This is a genomic window from Kribbella sp. NPDC023855 (assembly GCF_040639475.1).
GTDB lineage: Bacteria > Actinomycetota > Actinomycetes > Propionibacteriales > Kribbellaceae > Kribbella.
The window spans coordinates 159,709-186,162 of record NZ_JBFAAA010000013.1; the positions used below are offsets into that span (position 1 = coordinate 159,709).

Annotated in this window: 25 protein-coding genes; 11 read left to right on the forward strand and 14 right to left on the reverse strand. The window is 68.7% G+C overall.

Annotated features, from left to right (window positions below):
- Positions 1–34 precede the first annotated feature (34 nt).
- A complete protein-coding gene (locus AB0F51_RS33480) occupies positions 35–718 on the forward strand; it encodes a hypothetical protein (RefSeq protein ID WP_360286360.1) in 684 nt (227 codons plus the stop codon).
- 110 nt (positions 719–828) lie between these two features.
- Positions 829–1,818, forward strand: coding sequence for an NAD(P)-binding domain-containing protein (locus AB0F51_RS33485; protein WP_360286362.1), 990 nt, complete (start codon positions 829–831; stop codon positions 1,816–1,818).
- On the opposite strand, the gene AB0F51_RS33490 is transcribed toward AB0F51_RS33485, so the two are convergent.
- Positions 1,735–2,994 carry an MFS transporter gene (locus AB0F51_RS33490; protein ID WP_360286364.1) on the reverse strand — a complete coding sequence of 420 codons (1,260 nt, stop codon included), beginning with the start codon at positions 2,992–2,994 and terminating at the stop codon, positions 1,735–1,737. The genes AB0F51_RS33485 and AB0F51_RS33490 overlap by 84 nt on opposite strands.
- A gap of 54 nt (positions 2,995–3,048) precedes the next feature.
- Positions 3,049–4,110 (reverse strand): DUF5937 family protein, encoded by a 1,062-nt coding sequence (locus tag AB0F51_RS33495; protein ID WP_360286366.1) that lies wholly within the window; start codon positions 4,108–4,110, stop codon positions 3,049–3,051.
- A 69-nt stretch (positions 4,111–4,179) separates the two neighbouring features.
- On the opposite strand from AB0F51_RS33495, the gene AB0F51_RS33500 reads away from it, so the two are divergent.
- Complete coding sequence (locus AB0F51_RS33500) at positions 4,180–6,282, forward strand: alpha-amylase family glycosyl hydrolase (protein ID WP_360286367.1); 2,103 nt, start codon at positions 4,180–4,182, stop codon at positions 6,280–6,282.
- Positions 6,283–6,335: 53 nt separating this feature from the next.
- Entirely contained in the window at positions 6,336–7,634 is a 1,299-nt protein-coding gene (locus tag AB0F51_RS33505) for a glycoside hydrolase domain-containing protein (RefSeq protein WP_360286369.1), read from the forward strand.
- 4 nt (positions 7,635–7,638) lie between these two features.
- Here the strand turns inward: AB0F51_RS33505 and AB0F51_RS33510 are convergent, their stop codons facing one another.
- On the reverse strand, positions 7,639–8,010 hold the full coding sequence (locus AB0F51_RS33510; RefSeq protein ID WP_360286371.1) for a cupin domain-containing protein: 372 nt from the start codon (positions 8,008–8,010) through the stop codon (positions 7,639–7,641).
- Between the two features lie 64 nt (positions 8,011–8,074).
- Between AB0F51_RS33510 and AB0F51_RS33515 the strand changes: the two genes are divergently transcribed.
- From AB0F51_RS33515 to AB0F51_RS33525, 3 genes are read left to right on the forward strand one after another with little or no spacing between them, the layout of a single operon-like run.
- Positions 8,075–8,539: a MarR family transcriptional regulator gene (locus AB0F51_RS33515; RefSeq protein ID WP_360286374.1), complete on the forward strand. Its 465-nt coding sequence runs from the start codon at positions 8,075–8,077 to the stop codon at positions 8,537–8,539.
- Between the two features lie 44 nt (positions 8,540–8,583).
- Complete coding sequence (locus AB0F51_RS33520; RefSeq protein ID WP_360286376.1) at positions 8,584–9,120, forward strand: VOC family protein; 537 nt, start codon at positions 8,584–8,586, stop codon at positions 9,118–9,120.
- Positions 9,113–9,916, forward strand: a complete 804-nt coding sequence (locus tag AB0F51_RS33525; protein ID WP_360286379.1) for a MerR family transcriptional regulator — start codon at positions 9,113–9,115, stop codon at positions 9,914–9,916. Before AB0F51_RS33520 ends, AB0F51_RS33525 begins: the two co-directional genes overlap by 8 nt.
- Positions 9,917–9,932: 16 nt before the next feature.
- Here the strand turns inward: AB0F51_RS33525 and AB0F51_RS33530 are convergent, their stop codons facing one another.
- The 7 genes from AB0F51_RS33530 to AB0F51_RS33560 all read right to left on the reverse strand — a co-directional run bounded on the left by AB0F51_RS33530 (position 9,933) and on the right by AB0F51_RS33560 (position 17,502).
- Entirely contained in the window at positions 9,933–11,192 is a 1,260-nt protein-coding gene (locus tag AB0F51_RS33530) for a serine hydrolase domain-containing protein (RefSeq protein WP_360286382.1), read from the reverse strand.
- A gap of 109 nt (positions 11,193–11,301) precedes the next feature.
- Positions 11,302–14,148 (reverse strand): DEAD/DEAH box helicase, encoded by a 2,847-nt coding sequence (locus AB0F51_RS33535; protein ID WP_360286385.1) that lies wholly within the window; start codon positions 14,146–14,148, stop codon positions 11,302–11,304.
- Between the two features lie 91 nt (positions 14,149–14,239).
- Positions 14,240–15,124, reverse strand: a complete 885-nt coding sequence (locus AB0F51_RS33540; protein ID WP_360286388.1) for a chitosanase — start codon at positions 15,122–15,124, stop codon at positions 14,240–14,242.
- A 116-nt stretch (positions 15,125–15,240) separates the two neighbouring features.
- Positions 15,241–16,113: a YegS/Rv2252/BmrU family lipid kinase gene (locus AB0F51_RS33545; protein ID WP_360286391.1), complete on the reverse strand. Its 873-nt coding sequence runs from the start codon at positions 16,111–16,113 to the stop codon at positions 15,241–15,243.
- The gene (gene tatC / locus AB0F51_RS33550; RefSeq protein WP_360286394.1) at positions 16,113–16,874 is read right to left on the reverse strand and encodes a twin-arginine translocase subunit TatC; all 762 of its coding nucleotides are present in this window, start codon (positions 16,872–16,874) and stop codon (positions 16,113–16,115) included. Before tatC ends, AB0F51_RS33545 begins: the two co-directional genes overlap by 1 nt.
- Positions 16,875–16,950: 76 nt before the next feature.
- Positions 16,951–17,256: a twin-arginine translocase TatA/TatE family subunit gene (locus AB0F51_RS33555; protein WP_360286397.1), complete on the reverse strand. Its 306-nt coding sequence runs from the start codon at positions 17,254–17,256 to the stop codon at positions 16,951–16,953.
- Positions 17,257–17,310: 54 nt separating this feature from the next.
- Positions 17,311–17,502: a hypothetical protein gene (locus AB0F51_RS33560; protein WP_360286399.1), complete on the reverse strand. Its 192-nt coding sequence runs from the start codon at positions 17,500–17,502 to the stop codon at positions 17,311–17,313.
- A gap of 118 nt (positions 17,503–17,620) precedes the next feature.
- On the opposite strand from AB0F51_RS33560, the gene AB0F51_RS33565 reads away from it, so the two are divergent.
- Entirely contained in the window at positions 17,621–18,817 is a 1,197-nt protein-coding gene (locus tag AB0F51_RS33565; RefSeq protein WP_360286402.1) for a winged helix DNA-binding domain-containing protein, read from the forward strand.
- Positions 18,818–18,819: 2 nt separating this feature from the next.
- Here the strand turns inward: AB0F51_RS33565 and AB0F51_RS33570 are convergent, their stop codons facing one another.
- Positions 18,820–19,800 (reverse strand): WYL domain-containing protein, encoded by a 981-nt coding sequence (locus AB0F51_RS33570; RefSeq protein ID WP_360286405.1) that lies wholly within the window; start codon positions 19,798–19,800, stop codon positions 18,820–18,822.
- Positions 19,797–20,759: a WYL domain-containing protein gene (locus AB0F51_RS33575; RefSeq protein ID WP_360286408.1), complete on the reverse strand. Its 963-nt coding sequence runs from the start codon at positions 20,757–20,759 to the stop codon at positions 19,797–19,799. The genes AB0F51_RS33570 and AB0F51_RS33575 overlap by 4 nt, the downstream gene beginning before the upstream one ends.
- Positions 20,760–20,883: 124 nt before the next feature.
- Here AB0F51_RS33575 and AB0F51_RS33580 point away from each other — a divergent pair, with 124 nt between their 5' ends.
- The 3 genes from AB0F51_RS33580 to AB0F51_RS33590 all read left to right on the forward strand — a co-directional run bounded on the left by AB0F51_RS33580 (position 20,884) and on the right by AB0F51_RS33590 (position 23,609).
- On the forward strand, positions 20,884–21,957 hold the full coding sequence (locus AB0F51_RS33580; RefSeq protein ID WP_360286411.1) for a DUF3866 family protein: 1,074 nt from the start codon (positions 20,884–20,886) through the stop codon (positions 21,955–21,957).
- A complete protein-coding gene (locus AB0F51_RS33585; RefSeq protein ID WP_360286414.1) occupies positions 21,954–23,036 on the forward strand; it encodes a hypothetical protein in 1,083 nt (360 codons plus the stop codon). The genes AB0F51_RS33580 and AB0F51_RS33585 overlap by 4 nt, the downstream gene beginning before the upstream one ends.
- An 84-nt stretch (positions 23,037–23,120) precedes the next feature.
- Positions 23,121–23,609 (forward strand): hypothetical protein, encoded by a 489-nt coding sequence (locus AB0F51_RS33590; protein WP_360286417.1) that lies wholly within the window; start codon positions 23,121–23,123, stop codon positions 23,607–23,609.
- Positions 23,610–23,768: 159 nt separating this feature from the next.
- Here the strand turns inward: AB0F51_RS33590 and AB0F51_RS33595 are convergent, their stop codons facing one another.
- Both AB0F51_RS33595 and pafA read right to left on the reverse strand, forming a co-directional pair.
- Entirely contained in the window at positions 23,769–24,743 is a 975-nt protein-coding gene (locus AB0F51_RS33595) for an FKBP-type peptidyl-prolyl cis-trans isomerase (protein ID WP_360286420.1), read from the reverse strand.
- Positions 24,744–25,001: 258 nt separating this feature from the next.
- Positions 25,002–26,363, reverse strand: coding sequence for a Pup--protein ligase (gene pafA / locus AB0F51_RS33600; RefSeq protein WP_112239386.1), 1,362 nt, complete (start codon positions 26,361–26,363; stop codon positions 25,002–25,004).
- Between the last annotated feature and the right edge of the window lie 91 nt (positions 26,364–26,454).

The window sequence follows — 26,454 nt, forward strand, 5'->3', positions numbered from 1 at the left end:
AACACGGGGCTGTCGATGATGAGGAGACAGCGACATGGTTCAGCAGTATCGGGACGAGCCTGACACCCAGACCACGCCCGCGCAGTACAGAGAAGACGCGCAGTACAGAGAAGAGCACGACTACACCCACGAAGAGCCGGTGGTCGAGCGGACTCAGCCGACCCACCGGGCTGACATCAAGACCTCCACGGCGGCCGAGGTCGATCCGGCGTTCCGCGGCTTCAAGGCCGGCGCCGCGTTCTTCGGCTGGCTGATCGCCGTCGGTCTGACGGTCCTGCTGACCGGAGTGGTCGGTGCGATCGCCGCCGCGGTCGACTACGCGATCACCCTCGACCGCTCGACGGCCGAGGACAACGCCGGCACCATCGGCGTCGTCTCCGGCGTCGTGCTGATCCTGATGATGGCGATCGCCTACTACAACGGCGGGTACGTCGCCGGCCGGCTGGCCCGGTTCGACGGTGCTCGCCAGGGGTTCGGCGTCTGGGCCATCGGCCTGGTCGTCACGCTCGTGGTGGCCGGCATCGGCGCGCTCGCCGGTTCGCAGTACGACGTCCTCGACCGGGTGGACCTGCCGTCCGTTCCGATCGCGGAGGAGACGCTGACCAGCGGCGGCCTGATCCTGGCCGGCGCGGTCGTGGTGGTCAGCCTGCTGGCCGCGGTGATCGGCGGCAAGGCGGGTCAGCGCTACCACAAGCGGATCGACAACAGCTGGGAGTAACTGGGAAGAGTCACACCGGGTGCAGACGTTGCACCCGGTGTGAAGACGACGCGGGTAGCGGTGATCGGAGCCGGCCAGCCGGGCTCTCGGCCGCGTATCACCTGGTCAGGATGGGATTCGACCGGTACGACGGTGTCGTGGTGCTCGATCGCAACCCGGCACCCGGTGGCGCGTGGCAGCACCGGTGGGACTCGCTCACCATGCACGACGTGCACGGCATCGCCAACCTGCCAGGAGTCGCCGTACCGGAAAGTGCCGCGGACGAGCGGGCCAACGCCTTCGTCCCCCGGTACTTCGCGGACTACGAGACGCGTTTCGACCTGCCGGTTGTCCGGCCCGTGATCGTGGAGAGCGTGCGCCGCGATGGCGAGGTCTTCGAGCTGAGGACTGATCACGACACCTACCAGGCCGAGGCGATCGTCAACGCGACCGGCACCTGGAATCGTCCGTTCATTCCCTGGTATCCGGGCATCGAGACGTTCAAGGGCCGGCAACTGCACACAGCCGACTACAACGGCGCTGAGGAGTTCACCGGCCAACACGTGCTCGTGGTCGGCGGCGGCGCATCCGCAGTACAGTTGCTCGCCGAGATCTCCGAGTACGCCGACACCACGTGGGTGACCCGCAGGCCGCCGGAGTGGCGCGCGCCGGGTGAGGAGTTCGGGCCGGAGATCGGGCGGCAGATCATCGCCAAGGTCGAGGAGCGGGTCCGGGCAGGGCTACCACCCAAGAGCGTAGTAGCAGTCACCGGCCTGCAGTTGCGCGAGCAGGAGCAGGCGGCGTACCGGAAAGGCGTCTACAACCGGTTGCCGATGTTCGAACGGATCACTCCCGACGGCGTCGAGTGGGCGGACGGGCGCAAGCAACACGTCGACGCCATCCTGTGGGCCACCGGCTTCCGGGCCGACCACGGTCATCTCGCTCCCCTCCAGCTCCGCGAACGGTCCGGTGGCATCCGGATGGACGGCACCCATACGGTCCTCGAGCCGCGAGTCCATCTGGTCGGCTATGGACCGTCAGCCAGCACGATTGGCGGCAACCGCGCCGGCTTCGCCGCTGCTCGCCAGCTGCGCGATCTCCTCCAGCGGCTCGCCGCCTGAGCTCCTCCGAACCACAACCGGAATGAACGCTCCGGCGAGCAGGAAGATAGTGGCCGTGAGCAACCATCCCGGCCAGCCCCAGCTGACCGCGACGACGGTCAGGACGAACGGCGCGATCAGGTCGCCGACCTGGTGCCCCATCGCGTAGGCGCCCTGGTACTGCCCCTGCGCACCGGCAGGCGCCAACTCGAAGCTGATCCCCCAGCCGCCCGCCGACTGCAGCATCTCCCCCAGCACGTGCACCAGCGCGGCGACCAGCAGCAAGGCGATCGTCACCGCGCCCGACGTCACGTCGGTCAGCGCCAGCACCCCGCACGCCACTGCGAGCAGAAGGCCTGCTCGACGACCGGCCCGCGCGGCACCGACCAGGGTTTCGGTGCCGCGGGCAACTCTGATCTGCAGCAGGATCACCGCCACCGAGTTGGTCACCAGCAGCACCGAGATGAGCCAGGTGGGCGCGTCGGTCGCGGTCGCCACCCACAGCGGGATGGCGATCTGGGCCATCGAGTTGTGCATGCTGAGCAGGCCGTCGAGCGCGACGAACACCAGGAACGGCCGGTCCTTCAGCGCGGTGAACCCCGACGGACCGCTCGTAGCCAGCACTCGCGCGATCCTCGGCATCCCCCAACCGACCAACCCGGCCGTGACCAGGTACGTCGCCGCGTTGGCGAGCAGCGCGATCACGTAGACCACCGGCCGGTCGACGGCGAGCACGATCCCGGCCAGACCCATCCCGACGCCCATCCCGATGTTCGTCGTCACCCGCAGGATCGCCCGGGTCCGGACGCGTTGGTCGGACGGCACCAGCCCGGCGATCAGCGCGCCCTTTGCACCCCGCTGACCGGAGTCCGCGATCGCGGTCACCGCCGCGACGGCGATGTACAGGGGGAAGGAACGCACCTGGGTCAGGGCGGTCATGGTGACGGCCTGGAGCAGCAGGAACGCGACGTACGCGCGGTTCGGGCCGAGGCGGTCGGCGACCACACCGAGCGGAGTACTGACGATCAGGCCGACGAGGCCCGCGACCGTCAGGCCGATGCCGACGTGACCGACGGACAGCCCCGCCACTCGGGTCAGGTACAGCGCGCCCACCGCCGCGTAGACGCCGTTGCCGAAGGTGTTGACCAGGGTCGCCGCGACCAGCCGGCGGACTTCCGGCGGAAGGGAAGAAGTCATGGCCGTCAGTCAACCGCCCGGACCCGCGGGTGGCGATTGGATTGACGGAAGTCGTCAGCGCATCACGAGGTCGAGCAGATCTGTGCCGAGGTTGCGGACCGCCTGCTCGTCGAGCCGGTAGGCCACGAATCGGCCATGCCGCTCGGCCGTCACCAGTCCAACTCTGGTCAAAGCCCTGAGATGCCGGGTGACCTGCGTCGCGTTGAGATTCCACAGAGCAGCGATCTCCCCCGCCGTCCGCGGCTCGCTGGCGACCGCCCGGCAGACCTGCAGCCGGTCGGCGACCGCGAGCGCCTCGAGCCGATGGCGAATCACCTGAGCCGTCGGTACTGCGGACCCGCGGCCGCCGACGGGATAGATCACGGTCAAGGGTTCGCCCGGGACCTCGCCGAGGAAGAGGTGCGGAGCGATGAAGTTGCTGGGCACCAGCAGCAGCGAGCGCTCAGCCAGATCGATCCGCTTGTTCTGGACCTTCTGAACGACGATGCTGTCGGCGTCCCTGACCTCGATCGAGCCGTCCAGCCCCGGCAGCATCACGCTCAATCCGCCCCGCACCGCGAGATCGCGATCCTGCCGGCCCCGCGCGGCCAGCTGATCCCGTGACGACTCCCAGATCTCGCCGAACCAGCCCCTCCAGCACGCTTCAAGGAAGTCCAGGAATTGCGCGACCGGCTCGGCCGGCGAGGTCAGCAGCGCCTCCACCAGCTCGGCCACCGGCCTCCCCCGGCTCAACGCCCAGCGCCGTACTGCGACCAGGTCGGTACTCCGGCTGCCCAACGGCTGGCCACGCAACGGCCGGACCAGCTCGGCGGCCAGGTCTGCCGGCGGGCGGGAGCGCAGTACTGCGAGTTCATCGGGGAATGACGGCAGGCCCGTCGCAGGGCTGGTGGCGAAGAACCGTGCCCGGACCGCCCGGACCGTCCAGGCCCAGGTGGCGAGGTCGGTTCGCAGTACGGCGGGCATGGCTGTTTTGACTTGGTCGGCCCACTCGGTGCGGCCGTGGTGGCGCGGTTCGGCGAGGACGTGCAGGGCGCAGCCGAGCTCGATCAGCGGTGAGGCGACATGCCGGATTCGCTCGGGATCGAGCCGGGCCAGGCCAGCCAGGACGGTCGGCATCCGCTCCTCCAGTGGGGTCCGGTGCAGGCTATCTCTTGGCCTGGTCCCGCCAGGAGATAGCCTGCCCGGGTGAAGCGCTCCGTAGCCGCATCGTTGCTGACTGCAAGCACCCTCCTTCTCGGTCTGGCCAGCACTGCGACCGCTGCCGATCCCGGTGATGCCGCATTGGCGCGGGACTCGCTGCGCTCGGACCTGACCGGCGTGCCGTTCTACATGACGATGATCGACCGGTACGCCAACGGTGATCCGCGCAACGACCGCGGTGGGCTGACCGCGGGGACGCGGCTGGAGAACGGGTTCGACCCGACGGACAAGCAGTTCTTCCACGGGGGCGACCTGGCCGGATTGTCGTCGAAGGTGGACTATCTGGCCGGGCTCGGCGTCAAGGCGCTCTGGGTGAACCCGCCGTTCCGCAACCGCTGGGTCGTCGATCTCGGCCCGGCCGGCGCGTTCGCGGCGTACCACGGTTACGCGATCACCGACTTCACCAGCTTCGACCCGCACTTCGGGACGGCGCGGGAGATGCGGGCGCTGGTCGACAAGGCGCACGCCAACGGCATCAAGGTGTTCTTCGACATCACCGCGCAGTACACCGCGGACGTGATCACCTTCGCGGGTGAGCATCCGTACAGGTCGTTGCAGGAGGCCCCTTACAAGGATGCCGACGGCAAGCCTTTCGACCTCCGCGCGATGGCCGGGCGGCCGGACTTCCCGAAGCTCCCTGTCGACAAATCCTTTCCCTACAAGCCGATCCTGGCGACCCCCGAAGTCGCGAAGCTGAAGAGGCCCGCGTGGCTGAACGATCCGACGCTCTACCACAACCGTGGCGACGCGACCGTCTACGAAGGCGAGCAGTTGCTGTACGGCGACTTCTTCGGCCTGGACGACCTGATGACCGAGCACCCGCGGGTCGTCGCCGGCATGCAGCAGATCTACTCGTCCTGGATCAACGAGATGAACATCGACGGCTATCGGGTGGACACCGCCAAGCACGTGAACGACGAGTTCTGGCAGGCGTTCGCGCCCGCGGTCCGGGCTCATGCCATCGCCCGCGGCAAGAAGGACTTCTTCATCTTCGGCGAGGTCTACAGCGGTGATCCCGAGCTGACCTCGCACTACAGCACTGCGGCGAAGATGCAGTCGGTGCTGGACTTCCCGTTCCAGGGCGCGGCCCGCGACTTCGTCTCCGGCAAGGGCTCGTCGCTGCTCGGCCAGGTGCTCCAGTCCGACGACCTCTACACCGACGCCGACTCGAACGCGTACTCGCTGACCACCTTCCTCGGCAACCACGACATGGGCCGGCTGGCGATGATGCTGAAGCAGGACCATCCAGACATCAGCGAGCAGGAGTTGCTGGCCAGGGTCAAGCTCGGCAACGAACTGCTCTTCCTCTGGCGTGGCAACCCGGTCATCTACTACGGCGACGAGCAGGGCTTCATCGGGACCGGCGGCGATGCCGAGACCCGGCAGGACATGTTCCCGACGCAGGTCGCCGACCACAAGACGCAGGACCAGGTCGGCACGGCCAAGACTCCCGCGGACGACAACTTCGACCCCACGCATCCGCTCTACCGCCAACTACGCTCACTGGCCGGCTTCACCGCCTCGGACCCCATGTGGAAGCGCGGCAACCAGGTACTGCGCCTCGCCTCCGGCGACCTGCTCGCCTACAGCCGGATCGACCGTACGACGGGTCGCGAGTTCCTCGTGGTCGCCAACTCGTCCACCTCGGCGAAGACTGTCGATGTGCCGGTGGGGGCGTCGGGTACGCAGTACGAGCGGATCCGTCCTGCGCTGCAGACGGCAGGGGTCACGCAGGTGACGAGTGCAGAGGGCACGGTCAAGCTCACCGTGCCGCCGTTGAGCGCGGCGGTCTACCGCAGCCGTAGCGCACTGCCGGCCGACCCGGCTGCTCCTGAGCCAACTCTCGCGCTGGGCACCAACACCACCCAGGACGGCCGCACGGAACTCGTCTCGACGGTCCCAGATGTCTCCTACGCCCAGGCGACCTTCGCACTGCGCGTCCAGGCGCAGCAGAAGTGGACCGTGCTCGGAACCGACGACGCACCGCCGTACCGGGTCTTCGCGAAGCTACCCAGCGGCAAGCTCGAACTGCGCGTCGTAGTCAAGGACCGCCAGAACCGTATCGGTGCTGCATCGCTGCTCCGCTAGGCATTGCGGGACGCTCGCCGGAGGCGTCTACTGCAGATGTCTAAGGGGTCACCATGGGGCGTTTGCGGTTGCTTGTGGGGTTGGTGTGTGGCGGTCTGACGCTGGGGATGGTGGTCGTGCCGGCAGCAGCTGAGCCGGCCACGACGGTGAACTATCCGGCGAGTGCTACCGCCACCAGATACACCGGCCTGGCGTTCGACACCTGTACTGCGCCGACGGTCGCGCAGATGTCGGCGTGGACGTCGTCGCCGTACAAGGCAATAGGGATCTACTTCGGCGGGGTGAACCGTGGTTGCGCCCAGCCGCAGCTGACGGCCAGCTGGGTGAGCACTGTGACCCGGATGGGCTGGCGGCTGATCCCTATCTACATGGGCTATCAGGCGCCCTGCACGACCCGCGTCAACGCGGTGAAGATGACTGCGCCCTCCGCTGCAACGCAGGGGACGAGTCAGGCGGCGGATGCCGTCGCCAAGGCCGCAGCGATCGGGCTGCTGCCGGGTAGTGCGATCTACGGCGACATGGAGCACTACAACGCAGCCGATGCGACCTGCCGGGCGACAGTACTGCGGTACCTGTCGTCCTGGACGAAGGAACTCCACCGCCGCGGCTACCTCTCCGCGGTGTACGCCCACCAGGACTCCGGCGCTCGCCACCTGGCAGAGGTTTACAACTCGACCTCCTACGCCCGCCCGGACGCGCTGTGGATCGCCCGCTGGGACCTCAACTCCGCACTGACAGGCTGGCCGCTGATCTCCGACCGCTACTGGTCCGTCGGCCAGCGGGCGAAGCAGTACCGGGGTGACCACACGGAGACGTACGGCGGCGTCACGCTCAACATCGACAACGACCGCTTCGACGCGCCGGTCGCGTCCGTTTGGTACACGTACACGGTCAGAACCACCATCTACGCCTACAGCGGCCCGTCGACCGCCTATCCGATCCGGGCGACGATCGCCCAGAACAGCAGCGTCCGCATCGTGTGCCAGACCTACGGCCCGAAGATCGGCACCAGCTCGGTCTGGAACAAGCTGATCAACGGCACCTACGTCATCGACTACTACGTCCGCACGCCCAACAAGACTGGTTACAGCCCGCCGATCCCGGGCTGCAGCTACCCGTACCAGACAACGATCGACAACCTGGCCAGGCGAAGCGGCCCCGGTTCGGCGTACAGCAGGTACCCAGGACTTCTGCCGTCCGGCTCGCTGGCGTGGGTCACGTGCCAACGAGCCGGCTCGACAGTCGGTACTACGGCGGTCTGGGACAGGCTGACCGATGGCAGCTGGGTCACCGACTACTACGTCGCCACCCCGAGCAACACCACCTACAGCGCCCCCATCCGCCGCTGCTAGCCGACTACTTGGACCAGGGCGGCTGCACCTTGGTGCCGTCGGCCATGGTGCCGGTGAAGCCTGCAGTGATGGCGACGTGGATCTCAGCGTCGTCGTCACCGAGGTTGCGAACCTGGATCGGCTCTCCCGCCGGCACTACAGCCGCATCGCCGGCGCTGAGCTTCTCGCCGCCCGGGGTGATCTGCACGGTGCCGGACAGGACCATGAACACCTCGTCGCGGTCCAACGTGTGCGGCGCGTCGTCGCGGGGGCCCGCGGCCAGACGCAGCCGCCAGGTGCACAGCCCCTCGGAGCCCAGGCTCGGCGAAGCCAGCACGGTGAACTGCGCGCCCTGAAGGTCGAACTGCGGCGCCTCTGCTGCACGAACGATCGGCATCTGTATTCCCCTCACATATTAGACAAGCTGGCTTGTTCAAGTTGACTTGTCTATCATGGAGCACATGACGACGAATGGCAAGCCCGATTTCGGCATCCTGCTGTTGCTCGCCGAACAGGAGTTCGTCCGCGAGCTCCGCGCGGTGACCGCGGCGCAGGGCTTCGACGACCAGGGCCGCAGCGACGGCTTCGTCCTGCGGACGCTCGGCCGGGCGCCGGCGACGATCAGCACGCTCGCGCAGCGGCTGGACATCAGCAAGCAGGGCGCGGCGCAGATCGTCGACGACATGGAACGCCGCGGCTATGTCGAGCGCCACCCCGACCCGACCGACGGGCGCGCCCGGCTGATCCACCTGTCGGAGCGCGGCCAGGCCGCGCTCGCCGCGGCCCGGCGCTTTCACCAGGCCTACGAACGCAGACTCCGCAAGACCCACGGTGACGCGGCGATCGACGCAGTACGGGCTGTGCTGACCTCGATGGCCGGCGAGGACAGCACCACCGATCCGCAGTTCAGGGCGCTGCTGTTCTGATCGAGCTTGACCCTCACGTAGCGTGAGGCTGGAGGGTCGGGGGCATGAGTGACTACTACGACGCTTTCGAGATGAGCCCCGTACCCGTTCCTGGCCCGGATGCGGTCCCGCCGGAGCCGTACCGGGGCATCTACGGCATGCCCGCCTTCGCCACGATCCCCACCGCCGATCTGGCGGCGTCGGTGGACTTCTGGGTTCGGGGGCTCGGGTTCATCGACCTGTTCAGCGTCCCCGGCCGGCTGACCCACCTGCGCCGCTGGGCCTTCCAGGACGTCCTGCTCGTCGCGGCGGACAGCGTTCCCGAGCAGGCACCGGCGATGAGCTTCAGCTTCGCGTGCGTGCTCAGCCAGATCGAGCCGCTGGCCGAGGCCTGTCGCACCCTGCGGCCGGACTCGGTCGACGGTCCCCGCGACACGCCCTGGAACACCGTCGACGTGGAGGTGATCACCCCGGAGAACGCACGGATCATCATGACCGCGGCGAAGGTCTTCGATCCTGCCAGCGAAGAGGCCCGGAACATCGCGGCGATGGGGATCCCCGCGCCGGGTGCCGGTGGCGGCGACAATGGGACGCATGCCTGATGTCGCCGACACCGATGGCCTGACAGTCGGTCAGGTCTCGACGCGCGTGGGCGTGACCGTCCGCGCGCTGCATCACTGGGACGAGATCGGTCTCGCCCGGCCGTCGCTGCGCACACCCGCGGGGTACCGGCTCTACACCGCCGCCGACCTGGAGCGCCTGCACCGCATCGTGGTCTATCGCGAGCTCGGTCTCGGCCTGGACAGGATCCGGGCCGTCCTGGACGACTCGGCCGAGGACGTGCCCGCCGCGTTGCGTGCGCAGCGCAGCCAGATCGCCGAACGGATCGACCGCCTCCAGCAACTCAGCGCCGGACTGGACCGGATGATCGATGCCCACGAACGCGGCCTGCTGCTCACCGCCGAGCAGCAAGCCGCGATCCTGGGCCCACAGTGGAACCCGGACTGGCCGTCCGAAGCCCGCCGGCGCTACGGAGACACGACCCAATGGCGCCAGTACGCCGAACGCTCAGCTTCGCGCAGCCCCGAGGAGTGGCAGGCCATCGCCGACTTGGTGGCCGGTCTCGACGGCGATCTCGCGAAGGCGATGGACGCCGGTGTCACCCCGGGCAGCCCGGAAGCGGATCAGCTCGTCGAGCTGCACCGCGAGATCTTCTCCTCGTACTTCCCCATCACCCGGCAGATGCAGGTCTGCCTCGGCCGCAGGTTCGAGGCCGACCCGGAGTTCGCCGCCCACTACGACAGCATCCGGCCCGGCCTCGCCACCTGGTTCCGGCAGCTCATCGACGCCCACGCGGTTGCCCACGGCATCGATCCCGACACCGCAACGTGGCAGTAGCGCGGACTGCGATCGGTCAGGCGGGGAAGTACTGCGGGAAGAGGTCGTTGGTCGGCCAGGTCCGGACGCCGTTGGCCGCGGTCCACATCGCCGCGTCGATGTCGCCGTACGACTTGCCGCTCGCGTCGTCGCGACGGTTGAACAGCGCGGCCCAGCTCATCCCGTTGTAGGTCCGGACGAGCAGCGAGAAGCTTCCCGGCAGGCTGCCGGTGTGCCAGGTGTTGCGCCCGGTGCCACCCTGGGTCGTCGGGCGCACCTGCCAGCCGAGGCCGTAGTACCAGCCGTTGCTGATGCCGACCTCGGGCTTCGCCCAGACCCGGCTCAGCGAGGTCGCGTTCAGCACGGTCGACGGCGCATCGAACATCTTGGCCCAGCGAACCAGGTCGGGCGCACTCGCGATCCAGCCGCCGTTGGCGTCCTGGATGCGCATGCTGTAGGTCCCGTACGGCGCGGCGACGGTCGCGCCCGAGCCGTCCAGCACGGTCCGGCCCGTGTACTGCGAGGAGTACGGCATCTCGCCGGTGTGCTTGGCGACGGACCAGCCCAGCGCCATCCGCTTGATCCGCAACGGCGTCAGCAGCTTCTGCTGCACGTAGGCGGCGTAGCTCATGCCGCTGACCTTCTCGATCACCCGGCCTGCCAGCAGGTAGCCGAAGTTGGAGTACGCGGCCTTGCTGCCCGGCGCGAAGTCGAGCTTCTGCCCGGCCATGTACTTGATCACGTCGGCGTGCCGCAGCTCCAGCGGTACGCCGAGCGTCCGGGAGATGGTGGCGTCCTTGAAGTTCGGGTCGCCGGAGACGTCGCGGTCCCAGCCGCCGAGGTGCTGCAACAGCCGCCACATCGTGATCGACGACCAGCGCGGATCGCGGGTCAGGCCGGTGGCCGGGGTGATGCCGAGGATCGAGGTCACCGGCGTCGTCATGGTCAGCTTGCCGTCCTGCACCAGCTTCAGGATTGCGGCGGAGGTGAACGACTTCGACAGGCTCGCGATCCGGAACAGCGAGGTCGGCTGCACGGCCAGCGTGCTCTCCGTGCTGTAACCGCGGGCCAGCACCAGCCGGCCCTTGTAGGTCACCGCGAGCTGTCCGGCGGTGATGCCGCGGGCTTGCATGAACGTTTTCATCTGGGCGTCGAAGCCGGCCAGCGCCGGCACCGCCGTCCCGGTCGCTTTCCAGGTCGGGGCGGCGTCGGCGGAGCGGGCGATCGCGATGCCACCGGCGGCGGCGGCTCCGGTGGCGACGGCAAGCTTGCCCAGATCACGGCGTGACAGATCCACGGGGAAGAAATCCTCACAGGGGTAGGCGGATTGACAGTGCTTGTTCTACAGGGTCAACGGTGCAGCCGAGGTGGTTCAGAGCCTCAGCGATGCAGTCGGGGCGGTCCGGTTACGGCTCGTCGACCACCGAGGCGTAGGCGATCACGCCGCGGCGGATCTGGTCGGTCACCTGACGGGCGGTCGAGCGCAACGGCGTCGGGCCGGCCGCGTCGGCGACCTGCTCGGTGAGGTCGATCAGTTGCTTCACCCAACGGACGAAGTCACCGGCGGCCAGGTCGGACTCGTACAGGACCTCGGCAAGCGAGGCACCCGACGACCACCGGAACGCGGCCCAGCAGAAGCCGAGGTCCATCGGACGGAGGAAGTCGACCCGCATGTCCCGCTCGAGCGTGGACAGGTCCCGCCAGATCGAACCCATTCGCTCCAGCGCGTTGCGCACCTCACCGCGCGGCAACCGGGGTGAGGTCGGCTCGTCCTTCGACCGCGACTCGTAGACCAGCGCGGCCAGACAGGCCGCCAGCTCCGGTACGTCGAGGTCGTCGAACACGCCTTGCCGCAGGCACTCCGCCGCGACCAGGTCGAGCTCGGTGTAGATCCGCGACAACCGGTCGCCGGCCTCGGTGGTCTTGTCGCCGTCCAGGTAGTGCAGCGCGTCGAGCACCTGACAGACCCGGTCGAACTGGCGGGCGATCGTGTTCGTCCGCTGCTCGATCTTGCGCTGCACATCGCGGTTCTCCCGGTCCAGCCGGAAGTACCGCTCGGCCCAACGGGCGTGGTCCTCGCGATCCGAGCAGCCGTGGCACGGGTGCGCGCGCAACTCGGCCCGCATCTGCTGCAGCTCGGGGTCGTCCGCGTGCGTGACGACATCGCCGCTGCGGCTGCGGGACGACGGCGGGCCGTCCTCACCGATCATGTCGGTGCGACCACGCAGTACGTGGGCAAGTTCGCGGCGTTGCTGCGGGTTGCGCGGGTTGAACTTCTTCGGCACTCGCAGGGTGCTGATCGCCTCGACCGGGGTCGGGAAGTCGATCATCGACAGCTTGCGCACCTGCCGGTCCAGCGTCAAAACGGTTGGCCGCGGGCCCTCGCGCTCGGACCTGACGCCGGCATCGAGCACCAGCGCCCAGCCGGCGCTCCGGCCGGCCGGGATCCGGATGATGTCGCCGATCCGCAGCTTCTCCAGCGACTCCTGCGCCTCGACCCGGCGGTCCAGCTTGCGCCGTTTGGAGCCCGACGACTCGCGGTCGCCGATCCGGCGGCGCAGCGCGGCGTACTCGAGGAAGTCGCCGAGGTGGCAGTCGATGGACTCCTTGTACCCCTCCAGTGCCTCGGTGTTGCGCTGCACCTGGCGGGCCAGCCCGACCACGGCCTGGTCGGACTGGAACTGCGCGAACGACAGCTCCAGCATGTCCCGCGCCCTTGACCGGCCCACCTGCCGGACCAGGTTCACCGCCATGTTGTATGACGGGGAGAACGACGAGCGGAGCGGGTAGGTACGGGTGGAGGCGAGGCCGGCCACGGCGCGCGGGTCGAAGCCGGGCTGCCAGAGCACGACCGCGTGCCCCTCGACGTCGATGCCGCGGCGGCCGGCCCGGCCGGTCAGCTGGGTGTACTCCCCCGGCGTGATGTCGACGTGCGCCTCGCCGTTCCACTTGCTCAGCTTCTCCAGCACCACCGTGCGGGCCGGCATGTTGATGCCGAGGGCAAGCGTCTCGGTGGCGAAGACGACCTTGATCAGGCCGCGCGCGAACAGTTCCTCGACGACCTCCTTGAAGGACGCCAGCATGCCCGCGTGGTGCGCCGCGATGCCGCGGCTGAGCGCCTCGGCGAAGTCGTGGTACCCGAGCACGCCGAGGTCCTCGTCCGGCAGGTCCGAGGTGCGCTCGGCCAGCACGCGCTTGATCTCGTCGCGCTCGCTCGGCTTGGTCAGCCGCAAGCCCGACCGCAGGCACTGCAGCATCGCATCCTCGCAGCCCTTGCGGGAGAAGATGAAGTAGATCGCCGGCAGCAGCGCACCGGCGTCCAGCTCCTCGACCACGTCGGACCGGAACGGCGTGAAGTGCGACCGGGCCGGCCGGCTCTTCGGCAGGTCCCGGCGACGGCGCGGCTTGCGCGAGTCGTCCCGGAAGATCCGGCTGTCGTCCCGCGCGATCTTGACCAGCTGCGGGTTGACCATGTCCTTCAGATCGGGCGCCCCATTGGCCTTCGCCGGGTTACCGGACTTCTTGGCCGGGCTCTGCGGCCCGTACTGCGCTACGCCCCCGGCGCGCGCGGTGGGCGCCTCACCCGCGAACAGATCGTGCAGCCGCTTGCCGACCATGACGTGCTGGAACAGCGGCACCGGCCGCTTCTCCTCCAGCACCACCACGGTGTTGCCGCGGACCGTCTCCAGCCAGTCGCCGAACTCCTCGGCGTTGCTGACCGTCGCCGACAGCGACACCACGGCGACCGAGTCCGGCAGGTGGATGATCACTTCCTCCCAGACCGCGCCGCGGGCCCGGTCGGCGAGGTAGTGCACCTCGTCCATCACCACGTAGGACAGGCCGAGCAGCGTGTTCGAGGCGGCGTACAGCATGTTCCGCAGCACCTCCGTCGTCATCACGACGATCGGGGCCTCGGAGTTGATCGAGTTGTCACCGGTCAGCAGCCCGACGTTCTCACTGCCGTAGCGGTGCACCAGGTCGCTGTACTTCTGGTTGCTCAGCGCCTTGATCGGGGTGGTGTAGAAACACTTCTGCCCCCGCTGCAACGCGAGATGCACGGCGAACTCACCGACCAGCGTCTTCCCGGACCCGGTCGGCGCCGCCACCAGCACCTGATGCCCGTCCTCCAGCGCCGCACAGGCCCTGAGCTGGAACTCGTCCAGCTGGAAGTCGTAGAGCTCCCGGAACTCCTTCACCGCAGGATGCTCCTGGTCCGAGCGGAAAACGGCATACTTCTCGGACGGAGTACTCATGCCCCCAGGCTATGCGACGCCACCCCCCAACCCACGCCCACCCGCCCGGACGGACCTCCGCACCCCGGGGGTGCGGGGTGCGGAGGTTTGGTCAGTTGATGCGGAAGGAGTCGCCGTAGACCTTCCAGGCCAGGGGGGTGTTGAGGTTGAGGTTGCCGTTGCGGAGGAAGACGCGTTGGGCGGTGTCGACGCGGCTGGTGTCGCTGTGGGCCTCTTCCTGCTTCATCGCCCAGACCCGGGCGTCGAGGAAGGCGTTGAGCCAGGTGGTCTCGTTGCCGCCCTGGGCCGGTGGCTTGGCCTTGGCGAGGGCGCGCTTGCGGATGTTGCTGAAGCTGGTCGCGTCGCCACCGTCGCCGTGCATCACGATGGCGTCGTAGTACATGAACTGGCCGAGCGTGCCGATGCCGTCCGACTTGCCGCGGCTGACTGCGGGGTTGAAGTAGACCCGGTCACGCTCGTCGTTCTGGGCGGTCTTGAAGGCGCTGTCACCCGCGGCGGCCTTCCAGTCGCGGGTGAAGTTGGGATCGAGCCCCGCATGCGAGTCGGTGCCGTTCACCCGGCGCAGGGCGGGCAGGTACTTCTCCAGGACGTTGCCGGGCTTGCGCGTCTTGTACAGCTCGACCAGGTCGAGCATGTCGCCGGTTCCCGAGCAGAACCCGATGATGCCGGCCGTGTAGCCGCGGCCGTCGTCGATGTCCTCGATGTACTTGTACTGCGCCTTCCAGTCCAGCGAGGAGTTCTCCGCGCTGGAGACGATCTTCATCGCGATCTCCTTCTTCGCGGGATCGTCCAGCCCGGTCGCGGCCGGCGCCAGGACCGAGCTCCGGTACGGCGTACCCTCCTCGCGCGGTTGGTACGGCGAGGCATAGGCGGTGGCCGGCGCGGCAGCGACGGCCAGGCCGACCAAGAGGCCGGCCAGCCTCCGGCCGGTACTGCGGCCTGTAGTGCGGGACGGGCTGTGGGGGCGATTGAGCACGATCTCTCCTCCGAGGGGCGTCGGGAGTTCATCTGTTAGGAAGCTTTACTATCAGACAAATCCGATGACGACCAGAGATCGGGCGATTTCAGTCAGTGACGATCAGCAGAAGACGGTCAGCAGTAGACGGTCAGGGCCCCGGGCGCGATGCCGATGTCGACCGGAAGCGGGCCGAGGATCTCGCCGTCGGCGTACGCCGTGACGCCGGCCGACTCGAGCCGGACCGACCGGCCGCGCAGGGTCTGCAGCATCGGATGGCCGACGTGACTGCCCTTGGACAGCTTGGGGAACATCTGCAGCAGGGTCAGCCGCGACACCGGCTTGATGATCGTCACGTCGAGCAGGCCGTCGTCGATCTCGGCGCCGGCGCAGATCTGCAGTCCCCCGCCGTACGTCGGTCCGGTGCCGACCGCGACCAGCATCGCGTCGGTCTCGATCACCTCGCCGTCGACGGTGACGACGTACGAGATCGGCTTGAAGGTGCGCAGCTCGGCCAGCGTGGCGAGGGTGTAGCGCGCGTTGCCTTTGGGCCACGTCATCGCGTTGGCGCGCTTGTTCACCAACGAGTCGAAGCCACCGGCGACGACCGTGGTGATGTACTCGTCCTTGGCCGTGCCCAGATCGACCAATCTGGTCCGGCCGCCGACGATCAGCGCGGCCGCGGCCTTCGGATTCTTCAGCGGTACGCCGATGCCGCGGGCGAAGTCGTTGCCGGTGCCGGCCGGGATGACCCCGAACGGCAGGCCGGAGTTCGCCAGCACCTGAGCGCCGAGGTGGATGGTGCCGTCACCCCCGACGAGCGCGACCGCGTCCGCGCCGGAGGCGATCACCTCGGCCGAGATCCGGCCGACGTCCTCGGCGCAGGTGGTCGTGTACTCCTCGACGGTCAGCCCGCCGGCCTCCAGCTCCGCGCGAACCACCGGAGCGACCCGGGCGCCCAGACCCCGGCCGCTGGTGGGGTTCACCACCAGCGCGATCTTGCGGCCCATCAGTCGGCCAGCAGTTCTTCGATCTTGCGGGCTTTTCGCTTGTCCAGCACGCGCGTGATCACCTCGGCGATGAAGAAGAGCAGACACATCGGGATCGCCAGCAGGCACATCGTGAACGGGTCACCCGACGGCGTCGCGACGGCGGCGAAGACGAAGATCACCAGCACGATGTACGGCCGGAACTTGCTCAGCACCGCCGACGGGACGACGCCCAGCATGTTCAGCAGCACGACGACCAGCGGGATCAGGAACGCGACACCGAACACCAGCATGGTGCGCAGGACGAAGTCCAGGTAGTCGGGCAGCTCGACCAGGTTCTGGATGTCCAGCGGGGTGAAGCCCAGCAGGATCTCGATGCCCTTCGGCAGCGTCCAGTAGGCCACCACGATGCCGCCGGCGAACAGCGGCGTGGCGATGGCGGAGAAGATCATCGCCCACTTGCGCTCACTGCGGTGCAGGCCGGGCGCGATGAACGCCCACAACTGGTACAGCCAGACCGGAGCGGCCAGGATCAGGCCGAACAGCGCGGAGATCTTGATCCGGAAGGTCAGCGCGTTGCCGACGCCGGGGAAGGTCAGCTGCGGGATCTTCTCGCTGCCCTCTTCCTTGGCCAGCGACGCGACGCTGGTCAGGAAAGGCCTGGTCAGGAAGTCGAAGGCCTGGTTGTAGAAGATCCAGCCGACGATCGTCCCGACCACGATCGCGAGCACACAGACGAGCAGGCGGTTGCGCAGCTCGACGATGTGTTCGCGCAGGGTCATCCGACCCTCTTCGTCCTTCGGGCGCTGTTCCTTCTTCCGCCCGAACCTCACCATCGTCACAGGTGGTGCGCGGGACTCAGTTGGCGGTGTGCGTCGGCGGCAGACCGTCGCCCGGCGCCTGGCCGTTCCCCTGGTTCGGCTGCTGCACCGCCTGCTGGCTCGGTGCCTGCACCTGCGGGTTGACCTGCTGGGTCGGAGCCTGGGTGCCCTCGGTCAGCTCATCCTTCTTGCGGACGGGGCCGACTTCCTCTTCCCAGATCTTCTTCGACTTGCCCAGCTGCTTGACCAGCTGGGGCAGCTTGGCCGACCCGAACAGCAGCACGACGATCGCGAGGATGACGAGCCACTCCGCGCCCTGAGGCATTCCGATGAACGGAACCATGACGAACTCCCTTTACCGACTTCTACTCGTGGCTCATAACCGTGAGCGCCGATACTACGCCCGAGCCCGCGCCTGCCGGCCGGTCTGTCCGGACCCGGCCTCCGACTGCGCGACCTCGAGCTTGGACTGGGCGGCGACCAACTCACGAGTCAGTGCCTTGGTCTGGCCCCACAGCCTCCGGGCGAGCAGGGCGAGGACCACAAGCCACACCGCTACCACGCCGAGGAAGAGGAGGAACCAATACATGCCCAAGAGCCTATCCGGTTCATGGTCACGGCTCCGCTTCAGCGTCCGTCGCTGTGGACAACGGTGTCGGAACGTGATGGTAAGAACAGGGGACAACGAGACTTCAGGGGGCTGTGCAGTGGAACGGATTTCGGTCGGGGAACGGCGGGCCAGGCTTGGGCGGCGGCATCGGTTGGCGCCGTCGTGTCATGCGGGGGATCCGGTCGAGGCGGCCGCCTCGCTGGTGGTGCTGCACTCGACGGACCCGGCGACCGTGCACCTGTCCATCGCCGCCCGGGTGCCGGGCAGCGAGGTCGAAGGCACCGAACGGGCCCTGTACGACGACCGCACGCTGATCCGGATGCTGGGCATGCGGCGAACGGTGTTCGTCGTACCGACGGCGTTCGCGCCGGTGATCCAGGCGGCGTGCACCGACGACATCGCGCAGAAGCAGCGCAAGCTGCTGGTCAAGCATCTGACCGAGGCGGGCATCGGGGCGGATCTCGAGGCGTCCGCGACCTGGTTGCAGTCCGTGGAGGAATCGACCGCGGCCGCGCTCGCGCTGAGGGGTTCGGCGACTGCTCAGGAGCTGTCAGCCGACGAGCCGCGCCTGCGGAGCCGGCTGATGATGGCGCCGGACAAGTCGTACGCCGCCCAGCCGTATGTCACCAGCCGGGTGCTGTTCCAGCTCTCGGCAGACGGCCGGATCGTCCGCGGCCGGCCTCTCGGCACCTGGTTGAGCGGCCAGCACCAGTGGTCGCCGGTGGAGAGCTGGCTGCCTGGCGGTCTGGGCGACAAGCTGCCGGCCGACGAGGCGCGGGCGACGCTTGCGCGCGCCTGGCTGACCACCTTCGGGCCGGGGACCTCTGCGGACCTGCAGTGGTGGACCGGGTGGACGCTCGGGCAGACGAAGAAGGCGCTGACGGCGGTCGAGGCGGTCGCGGTGGATCTCGACGGCACGGTCGGCTACGTGCTGCCGGGCGACGAGGCGCCGGAAATCGAGCCGGAGCCGTGGGTGGCACTCCTGCCCGCGCTGGACCCCACGCCGATGGGCTGGAAGGAGCGCGGCTGGTATCTGGGCGAGCACAAGGCCCGGATGTTCGACACCACCGGCAACATCGGCCCGTCGATCTGGGCCGACGGGCGGATCGTCGGCGGCTGGGGGCAAGCGGAGAACGGTGAGGTCCGCTACGAACTACTCGAGGACGTCGGCACCGAGACAGCCGACGCCATCGAGACCGAAGCAGACCGCTGGACCAAGTGGCTCGCAGGAGTCCGAGTGGCCCCCCGCGGCCGACGGCCCTCCCCCTTGGAAACCGAACTCTCCAAACGCTGAGGTCAGGAGAGCTGGTCGTCGTAGGCGGAGAGGGCCTCGCGGGCTGTGGAGGCTATTTGTTCGCCAAGGTCCGGAGGGTCCAGGACTATGGCGGTGCCGCCCAAGCGGAGGATGAGGCGTTGGAGCCAGGCGGTGTCGGCCACTCGGAGCTTCACCACCAGGGAGTTGCCGGGGCCTTCCTCGACCGACTCCATCGGGTAGTACTCCGCGACCCAGCGGGCCGGCGGCTCCAGCTTGACCGTGGCCAGCAGGTCTCGCTCCGACGGCTGGAACATGCCGTTGGACAGGTCCCGCGGCGTCGCCTCGGGCGGCGGCTCGCTGGGCAGCTCGAGAAGCTTCGCCGCGGCGATCCGGTCCAGGCGGAACAGCCGGACGTCCTCCGCCAGCCGGCACCACGCTTCCAGATAGCTGCGCCCCTCGGACACCACCAGCCGCATCGGGTCCACGTCCCGCTCGGTGGTCTCGTCGCGCGACGGTACGTCGTACGTCAGGTGCAGCCGTCGCCGCTCAGCCAGCGCCCGGTTGACCGTGTCGGCGATCTCCGGCGCGGCGGGCTCGACGTGCACATGAGCAGCGGCACCCTCGACAGCGGCGGCGCCCTCCCCCGCGGCAGCCTCCAGTTTCGCGATCGCCCGGTCGACGGCGTCCCGGTCGTGCCCAGCAGTCACCTCGCGCAGGGTCCGCAACGCCGTCAGCAGAGCGAGCGCCTCGTCGGCCGCGAGCCGCAACGGGCGAGCCAGGTAGTCCGCGTTGTTGAGGTGGATGACGCCTTCGCCTTCGGCCGCGTCGATGTCGATCTCGATCAGATCGCCCATCTGCGCGCCGGGCAGGCCGCAGAACCACAGCACCTTCAGGTCCGCGATGATCTGCTTCGGCCGCACCCCGAACTCGGCCGCGACGTCGTCGACGCGCGCGCCGTCGTTCTCCCGCAGGTAGGGCACCAGCGCGAGCAACCGCTGCACCTGGTCGCGCGCGTTGCTCACCGAGCCACCCCCGCGATCGACCGCAAACGACGCAGTACGCCGTCCAGTACGTCGCCCGGGCCCTCGACCACGGCATCCGGCCCGTACGACGCGATCTCTTCGGCAAGCACCCCGGAGTCGGCGTACGGGACGTGCAGCAGGTCCCAGCCCTCCTCGTACGGCTCGATCGCGTTGGCCCGGCGGCGCAGGCTCACACACGACCCCGACCGGGCCCGGACCTTCGCCTCGGAGGTCGGCCGCGGCGGCGCGAGCTCGCTGACCAGGGAGCGGATGTCGGTGCCTTCGGGGACCGTGAACGCGTTCGGCTGGCCGACCGTACGGACGTTGCCGCCGATCCGGGACAGCCGGAACATCCGGGTCGCCTCGCGGTCGCGATCGCGGCCGACGACGTACCAGCGGCCGTGCCAGGAGACGATGCCCCACGGTTCGAGGGTGCGCATGGTCGCCTCGGCGTACCCGGTCCGGCGGTGCTCGAAGCGGACCACGGAGCGGCTCACCACGGCCGACCACAGCGGGTCGAAGGCCGGCTCGGAGGCGCCGACGTGCGGCTCGATCGCGCTCAGCGCGGACTGGTCGGTCTGGATCCCGGCGGCCTTCAGCTTGAGCACCGCCGACGTGGTCGCCTCGGCCAGGCTGGCGTGCTGCCAGACCCGCGCGGCGACCCCCAGTACTGCGGCCTCGTCCGGCTCCAGGTGGACCTCGGGCAACTCGAACACGTCGCGCCGGATCCGGTACCCGACGTCGTCGGAGAAGAACTTGTCGATGGTGCCCATCTCGATCGGGATGCCGAGGTCGCGCAGCTCGTCCTTGTCGCGCTCGAACATCTTCTCGAAGGCGTCGTCGGTCTGACCGGCGTATCCCTCGACCACCTCGCGGATCCGCTCCTTGGTCACGTACGTGCGCGCGACCAGCAGGCAGATCACCAAATTGAGCAGCCGCTCACTCTTCCGCGCCGACACCCGACCACCTTACGGGTTCGGGGTCGCAAACCGCCTGTTCCGCGCCGAACATCTGTTCGGACCTGCCGACTGCGGCTCCTGAGAGCACTACAGTCACCGTGTGATGCGGTGGCGTGAAGGAGTCGTGAGTGAGCTCGGGCGGAGCTGGTCCGGCGCTCAGGAGCTGGTGGTAGCTGTCGGGGATCGCGCCGTGCGGTCCCTGGCCTACCCCGACCTCGTGGGCTCGCCCGTGGTGGGTGATCGGGTGCTGCTCAACGTCGGTGCCCTGGACCGCGGGCTGGGGACCGGCGGGTATGCGCTGGTCGTTGCCATCCCCGACCGGCTGCCGGAGGACCCGCCGGAGAGTGGGCACCTGGTCAAGGCCCGCTACACGCCGCTGCAGTCCATGGTGCTCGGTGCGGATGAGCAGGACTCGCCGGACCACGCAGTACTGCGTGATGCTGACGACCTCTTCGGTACGCCGGTCGTGGTGGCTGACCTGCACTCCGCGCTGCCCGCAGTACTGGCTGGTGTGTATGAGGCTCGGCCCGGTACTCGGGTGATCTACGTGATGACTGACGGTGGAGCGCTGCCGCTGGCGTTCTCTCGCACTGTCGCGGCACTGCGCGACACCGGCTGGCTCGGCGGGACAGTGACCGTCGGGCAGGCGTACGGCGGCGACCGCGAGGCCGTGACGGTCCACACCGGTTTGCTGACGGCAGTGCATGTGCTGGCGGCCGAGGTCGTCGTACTGACGCAAGGGCCGGGCAACCTCGGTACTGGTACCCGCTGGGGCTTCTCCGGCGTCCAGTCGGGTGAGGCGGTCAACGCGGTCGGCACGCTGGGTGGAAGGGCTGTGGCGTCCCTGCGGATCTCGGAGGCCGACCCGCGACCACGGCACCGGGGCATCTCGCACCACAGCCTCACGGCGTACGGGCGAGTCGCGCTGCAGCCGGCGGACGTCGTAGTACCGGATCTGGCGGGTGAGTTCGGTGACGCCGTCCGGGACGCAGCAGAACCACTCAAGGGCCGGCACCGCGTAGTACGGGTGGGTGTCGACGGCCTGTACGACGCCCTGCGGGCCGCGCCGGTAAAGCTGTCCACCATGGGCCGGGACCTCGACGCAGATCGCGCGTACTTCGAAGCGGCCGCCGCCGCGGGTCGTCACGCGGCCGGGCTGGTGGACATACCCCCTGAGTTCGGAAGGAGCAATCGGTGAGGATCACTGGGGCGAGCTTCCCCACCCCGCATTTCATCCAGGTGTCGAGCAACCCGGCGGTCTGGGACCAGCAGGCCAGGTTCGCGCAGATCCACGCCGGCGGCGCCAACCAGGCGCTGGACCGGCTGAACGGGCTACTGGACGCAGCGACCTCACAGGCCGATCGGGTGAACGCCTTCGAGCAGACCTACCGCGAACTGGCGCAGTGGCGGTACGACCTGTCTCAGCGATCCGACGGTCAGCGGCCCGGCGCGACCCCCGAGAGCTACCGGACGCCCATCGGTCGTGGAGCCGCCACCGACGCCTTCGGCAAGGGCACCCATCGCGACGGCGACGTGAGGATGGACAGCCAGGGGAAGCTCTTCGGTGGGACCGAGACACCGGCCAGCCGCCTCGCGGACCGGCTCGCCGACATCGCCGCAGCGCGGTTCGACGCTGAGGCGCCGGATGCGGAAGTCCTGCAGAACAAGGTTCGGCTGCCCGACGGCAGCACCGTCAACGGCAACCAGATCCATCGCGGCCGCTCGGCGGCGGTGATGCGCAACGTGCCGGAGGACGTCAAGGATTTCTACTGCACGCTGACGGGTACCGAAGCCGACCGCAAGGCTCTGCAGCAGGCAGCGTTCACCAACCTCGCCGGGCTCGAGGCTCAACGCGCCAGTGGCCGAACCGACCTGCTGGAGGATCCGGCAGCCCGCCGGGCCTTCGTCGAGGCGGAGTACTTCATCTACCAGGGCCCGGAGTACCAGCGCGGCGGTGACGCGAGCATCCGGGCTCTGCTGGTCGCGGCCCACACCCGGGTCTTCGATGCACCGGTGAAGCTTCCGCAGGACATCGATGTGATGGCCTATGTCGCGTCCCAGCAGGATTTCTACGCCCACGTCGAACGCCAGCAGACCGTGCTCACCACCGAGGCGCCGGCCGCACAGGCCGAGATCGCTCAGCCGGGGATCGCTCAGTCCGGGATCGCTCAGCCCGGGATCGCTCAGCCCGGGATCGCCCAGTCCGGGATCGCTCAGGGGGCGGCGCACGCGGCCGGCGCGGCGACCCGTCGTACGGCTGGACCGGAGCGCGGCTGACCGCTGGGCTGGTGGACGTACCACCACCCGGGTCGGGGTCTCAGTACTCCTGATTCGGCGCTGCCGGGCGGCGAGAGTGGAAGCATGGCAACCACGGAGCGCACCCTCACCATCCACGACGTCGTCTCCAGCGAGCCGCCGGTTGCGGTCCGGGCAGCGACCGGCGCGTGGTTCCTCGCGGTCGGCGCCGGGGTGGCCGAGTCGGTCCTCGGGGCCATCGACGCGATCAGCGACGGGTCGATGCCGGCGGCGGCGATCGTCGCGCAGGTCGGCTTCCGCGCCATCGTGTACGGCGGGCTGTTCGTGGTGATCGACAAGTACTTCCGGCTCGGCCGCAACTGGTCGCGGCACCTGCTCGCCGGGCTGCTCGGCGTGGTCGGGATGGCGACCCTGCTGATCGGGCCGATCGAGTGGCTGCGCACCGATGAGGACTTCGGCGCGATCGACCTGAGCCCGGGCTTCTTCGCCTTCGCGGCGATCCGCGCCATCCACGTGACGGCGGTGATCACCGCCGTCGTACTCATGTACCAGCCGGACGCCAACCGCTGGTTCCGCGCCAAGCGGCGGCGCTGACGGCGGCCGGACATGCGGGTGGGGGTGGGGTGGTGGTGCCGAAGCACCGCCGCCCCACCCCCACCACTACAACCAGGCTACTGCTGCTCGGGCTGCCTACTGCTCCTTCGGCGCCGGGAAGCCACCCCTCACAACCTTCTTCTTTTACTGCTGTTTCTTTTACTGCTGCTTCGGCGCCGGGAAGGCGTTCAGCACGTCGATGATGGCGAAGGCGTTGACCGCCTTGCCCTTCTCGTCCTTGCTCGCCGGCAGCTCGACCAGCACGCGGCTGCCGACCGGCATGCCCGCCAGGCCGTCCAGCGCGCCGGTCTGACCGTTCGGACCCGGGCCGACCTGCAGCTTGTCGGTCGGCGACGGCGGCTGGGCCGGACCGGCCTGCGAGGCCGGCTGCGCGTCCCAGGTGCTGGCCTTCTTCTTGCCGGCGTAGTCGAAGACGACGTACCGGCCGACCAACTGGTCGCCCTTCGCGATCGGCTTGCCCTTGCCGGTGGCGATGACGACCGGCTTGCCCGGCTTGGCCGGCGGCTTGGTACCGGCGGGCACCGTCACCTTCGGCTCGGCGTCCAGCTCACCGGTGACCTTGAACGGCGTCGCGGGCGCGGCGACCGGCTCGGCGTCCAGCTTGGTCTTGCTCGAGGTCGCACCGACCAGGTCGACGACGAAGATCAGCGTGTCGTCGCCCTTGATACCGGCGTCGGGGTTGCCCTTCTCCTTGTAGCCCTTGTCGGACGGGATCGACAGCACGACACGGCTGCCGATCTTCTTGCCGACCAGTGCCTCGTCCCAGCCCGCGATGACGCTGCCGATGCCGATCGGGAACGACGAGGGCGCGCCGCGGTCGTAGGAGTTGTCGAACACCTTGCCGTCACGCCAGATCTGGCCCAGGTAGTTGGCGGTCAGGTAGTCGCCCTTCTTGACCTCCGGACCGTCGCCCTCCTTGAGCACCTCGGTCACCAGGGCCTTGTCCGGCTCCCCGTCCTTGTGGGTGACGGTCGGCTTCTTGCCGAACTCCTCGGTCACCTTGATCCCGGCTTTGCCGAAGTCGCCGCCCCCGGCTTTGGGTTCCTCGGAGCCGCAGGCAACCAGGGACGACCCCAGCGCCAGCACCGCGACCAGACTCAACAGCTTGCGCACGAACGAGCACCTCGAAATCTCACGGCAGGCCACAGCCGGTACGGCGGGCCCGCCTGGCTGTACGGCCAGATGAACTCGCCCACCCTAGCCTGAGAGGCCAAACCGAACCCCAGTCGCCTGAGTCACCGTTCGATCACATCACGCAGCGTCGCGTCACCCCGCGTGCCGGACTCCCCGCCCACTCCCCGCCCACTCACAGCATGCTCCCTGCACACTCACAGCAACCACCGGTACGCCGTACCGGTGGCCGCCGCCGCGTCACATGCTGGCGATGAGTTTCTCGACTCGCTCGTCGTGGGACTTGAACGGGTCCTTGCAGAGCACCGTGCGCTGGGCCTGGTCGTTCAGCTTGAGGTGGACCCAGTCGACGGTGAAGTCGCGCCTGCGCTCCTGCGCCCGCTTGATGAACTCGCCGCGCAGCCGGGCCCGCGTGGTCTGCGGCGGCACCGACTTGGCCTCGAACACCCGCAGGTCGTCGACCACGCGGGTGACGGCGCCCTTGCGCTCGAGCAAGTAGTAGAGCCCACGCGGTCGGTGGATGTCGTGGTACGCCAGGTCCAGCTGGGCGACCCGCGGGCTGGCGAGGCCGAGGTTGTTCTGCTGGCGGTAGCGCTCGATCAGCCGGTACTTGATCACCCAGTCGATCTCGCGCTCGATCCCGGACAGGTCGCCGGACTCGATCGCCTTCAGGGTCCGCTCCCACAGCGACAGCGCCCGCTCGACCGCCGGCGTCCCGAGCTCGCGCCGGTCGACGAAGTCACGGGCCTTGGTCAGGTACTCACCCTGGATGTCGAGCGCGCTCGCCTCGCGGCCGTTGGCCAGCCGCACCTCGCGGCGCCCGGTCATGTCGTGGCTGATCTCGCGGATCGCCCGGATCGGGTTGTCCAGGGTCAGGTCGCGCATCACGATGCCGGCCTCGATCATCCGCAGGACGAGATCGGTGCTGGCCACCTTCAGCAGCATCGTGGTCTCGGACATGTTCGAGTCGCCGACGATCACGTGCAGCCGGCGGAACCGCTCGGCGTCCGCGTGCGGCTCGTCGCGGGTGTTGATGATCGGGCGGGACCGGGTGGTCGCGCTGGAGACGCCCTCCCAGATGTGCTCGGCGCGCTGCGACACGGAGTACACCGCGCCGCGCGGCGTCTGCAGCACCTTGCCGGCGCCGCAGATCAGCTGCCGGGTGACCAGGAACGGGATCAGGACGTCGGCCAGCTTGGCGAAGTCGCCGTGCCGGCTGACCAGGTAGTTCTCGTGGCAGCCGTAGCTGTTGCCGGCCGAGTCGGTGTTGTTCTTGAACAGGTAGACGTCGCCGAAGATGCCCTCGTCGTGCAGCCGCTTCTGCGCGTCGACGAGCAGTCCTTCGAGGATCCGCTCGCCCGCTTTGTCATGGGCGATCAGGTCGGTGACCGAATCGCACTCGCCGGTCGCGTACTCCGGGTGGGAGCCCACGTCGAGGTAGAGCCGGGCCCCGTTGCGGAGGAAGACGTTGCTGCTCCGCCCCCAGGACACGACGCGCCGAAACAAGTACCGGGCCACCTCATCGGGGGTCAGTCGGCGCTGACCGCGAAAAGTGCAGGTGACTCCGTACTCGTTCTCCAGGCCGAAGATTCGCCGGTTCACAGTCCCCACCCTACGACCCCGCTCCGACAATCGGGCCGAGTCCCAGGCGCGCCGTTTCCGCTTCGTTGCCCACAACCCTTCCGCCGACAGT

Bases quoted from the DNA above. Each gene is read 5' to 3' on its own strand.
- AB0F51_RS33480 (WP_360286360.1), top strand. From the start codon at position 35: ATGGTTCAGCAGTATCGGGACGAGCCTGACACCCAGACCACGCCCGCG.
- AB0F51_RS33485 (WP_360286362.1), top strand. From the start codon at position 829: ATGGGATTCGACCGGTACGACGGTGTCGTGGTGCTCGATCGCAACCCG.
- AB0F51_RS33490 (WP_360286364.1), bottom strand. From the start codon at position 2,994: ATGACTTCTTCCCTTCCGCCGGAAGTCCGCCGGCTGGTCGCGGCGACC.
- AB0F51_RS33495 (WP_360286366.1), bottom strand. From the start codon at position 4,110: ATGCCGACCGTCCTGGCTGGCCTGGCCCGGCTCGATCCCGAGCGAATC.
- AB0F51_RS33505 (WP_360286369.1), top strand. From the start codon at position 6,336: ATGGGGCGTTTGCGGTTGCTTGTGGGGTTGGTGTGTGGCGGTCTGACG.
- AB0F51_RS33510 (WP_360286371.1), bottom strand. From the start codon at position 8,010: ATGCCGATCGTTCGTGCAGCAGAGGCGCCGCAGTTCGACCTTCAGGGC.
- AB0F51_RS33515 (WP_360286374.1), top strand. From the start codon at position 8,075: ATGACGACGAATGGCAAGCCCGATTTCGGCATCCTGCTGTTGCTCGCC.
- AB0F51_RS33520 (WP_360286376.1), top strand. From the start codon at position 8,584: ATGAGTGACTACTACGACGCTTTCGAGATGAGCCCCGTACCCGTTCCT.
- AB0F51_RS33525 (WP_360286379.1), top strand. From the start codon at position 9,113: ATGCCTGATGTCGCCGACACCGATGGCCTGACAGTCGGTCAGGTCTCG.
- AB0F51_RS33535 (WP_360286385.1), bottom strand. From the start codon at position 14,148: ATGAGTACTCCGTCCGAGAAGTATGCCGTTTTCCGCTCGGACCAGGAG.
- AB0F51_RS33545 (WP_360286391.1), bottom strand. From the start codon at position 16,113: ATGGGCCGCAAGATCGCGCTGGTGGTGAACCCCACCAGCGGCCGGGGT.
- tatC (WP_360286394.1), bottom strand. From the start codon at position 16,874: ATGACCCTGCGCGAACACATCGTCGAGCTGCGCAACCGCCTGCTCGTC.
- AB0F51_RS33555 (WP_360286397.1), bottom strand. From the start codon at position 17,256: ATGGTTCCGTTCATCGGAATGCCTCAGGGCGCGGAGTGGCTCGTCATC.
- AB0F51_RS33560 (WP_360286399.1), bottom strand. From the start codon at position 17,502: ATGTATTGGTTCCTCCTCTTCCTCGGCGTGGTAGCGGTGTGGCTTGTG.
- AB0F51_RS33590 (WP_360286417.1), top strand. From the start codon at position 23,121: ATGGCAACCACGGAGCGCACCCTCACCATCCACGACGTCGTCTCCAGC.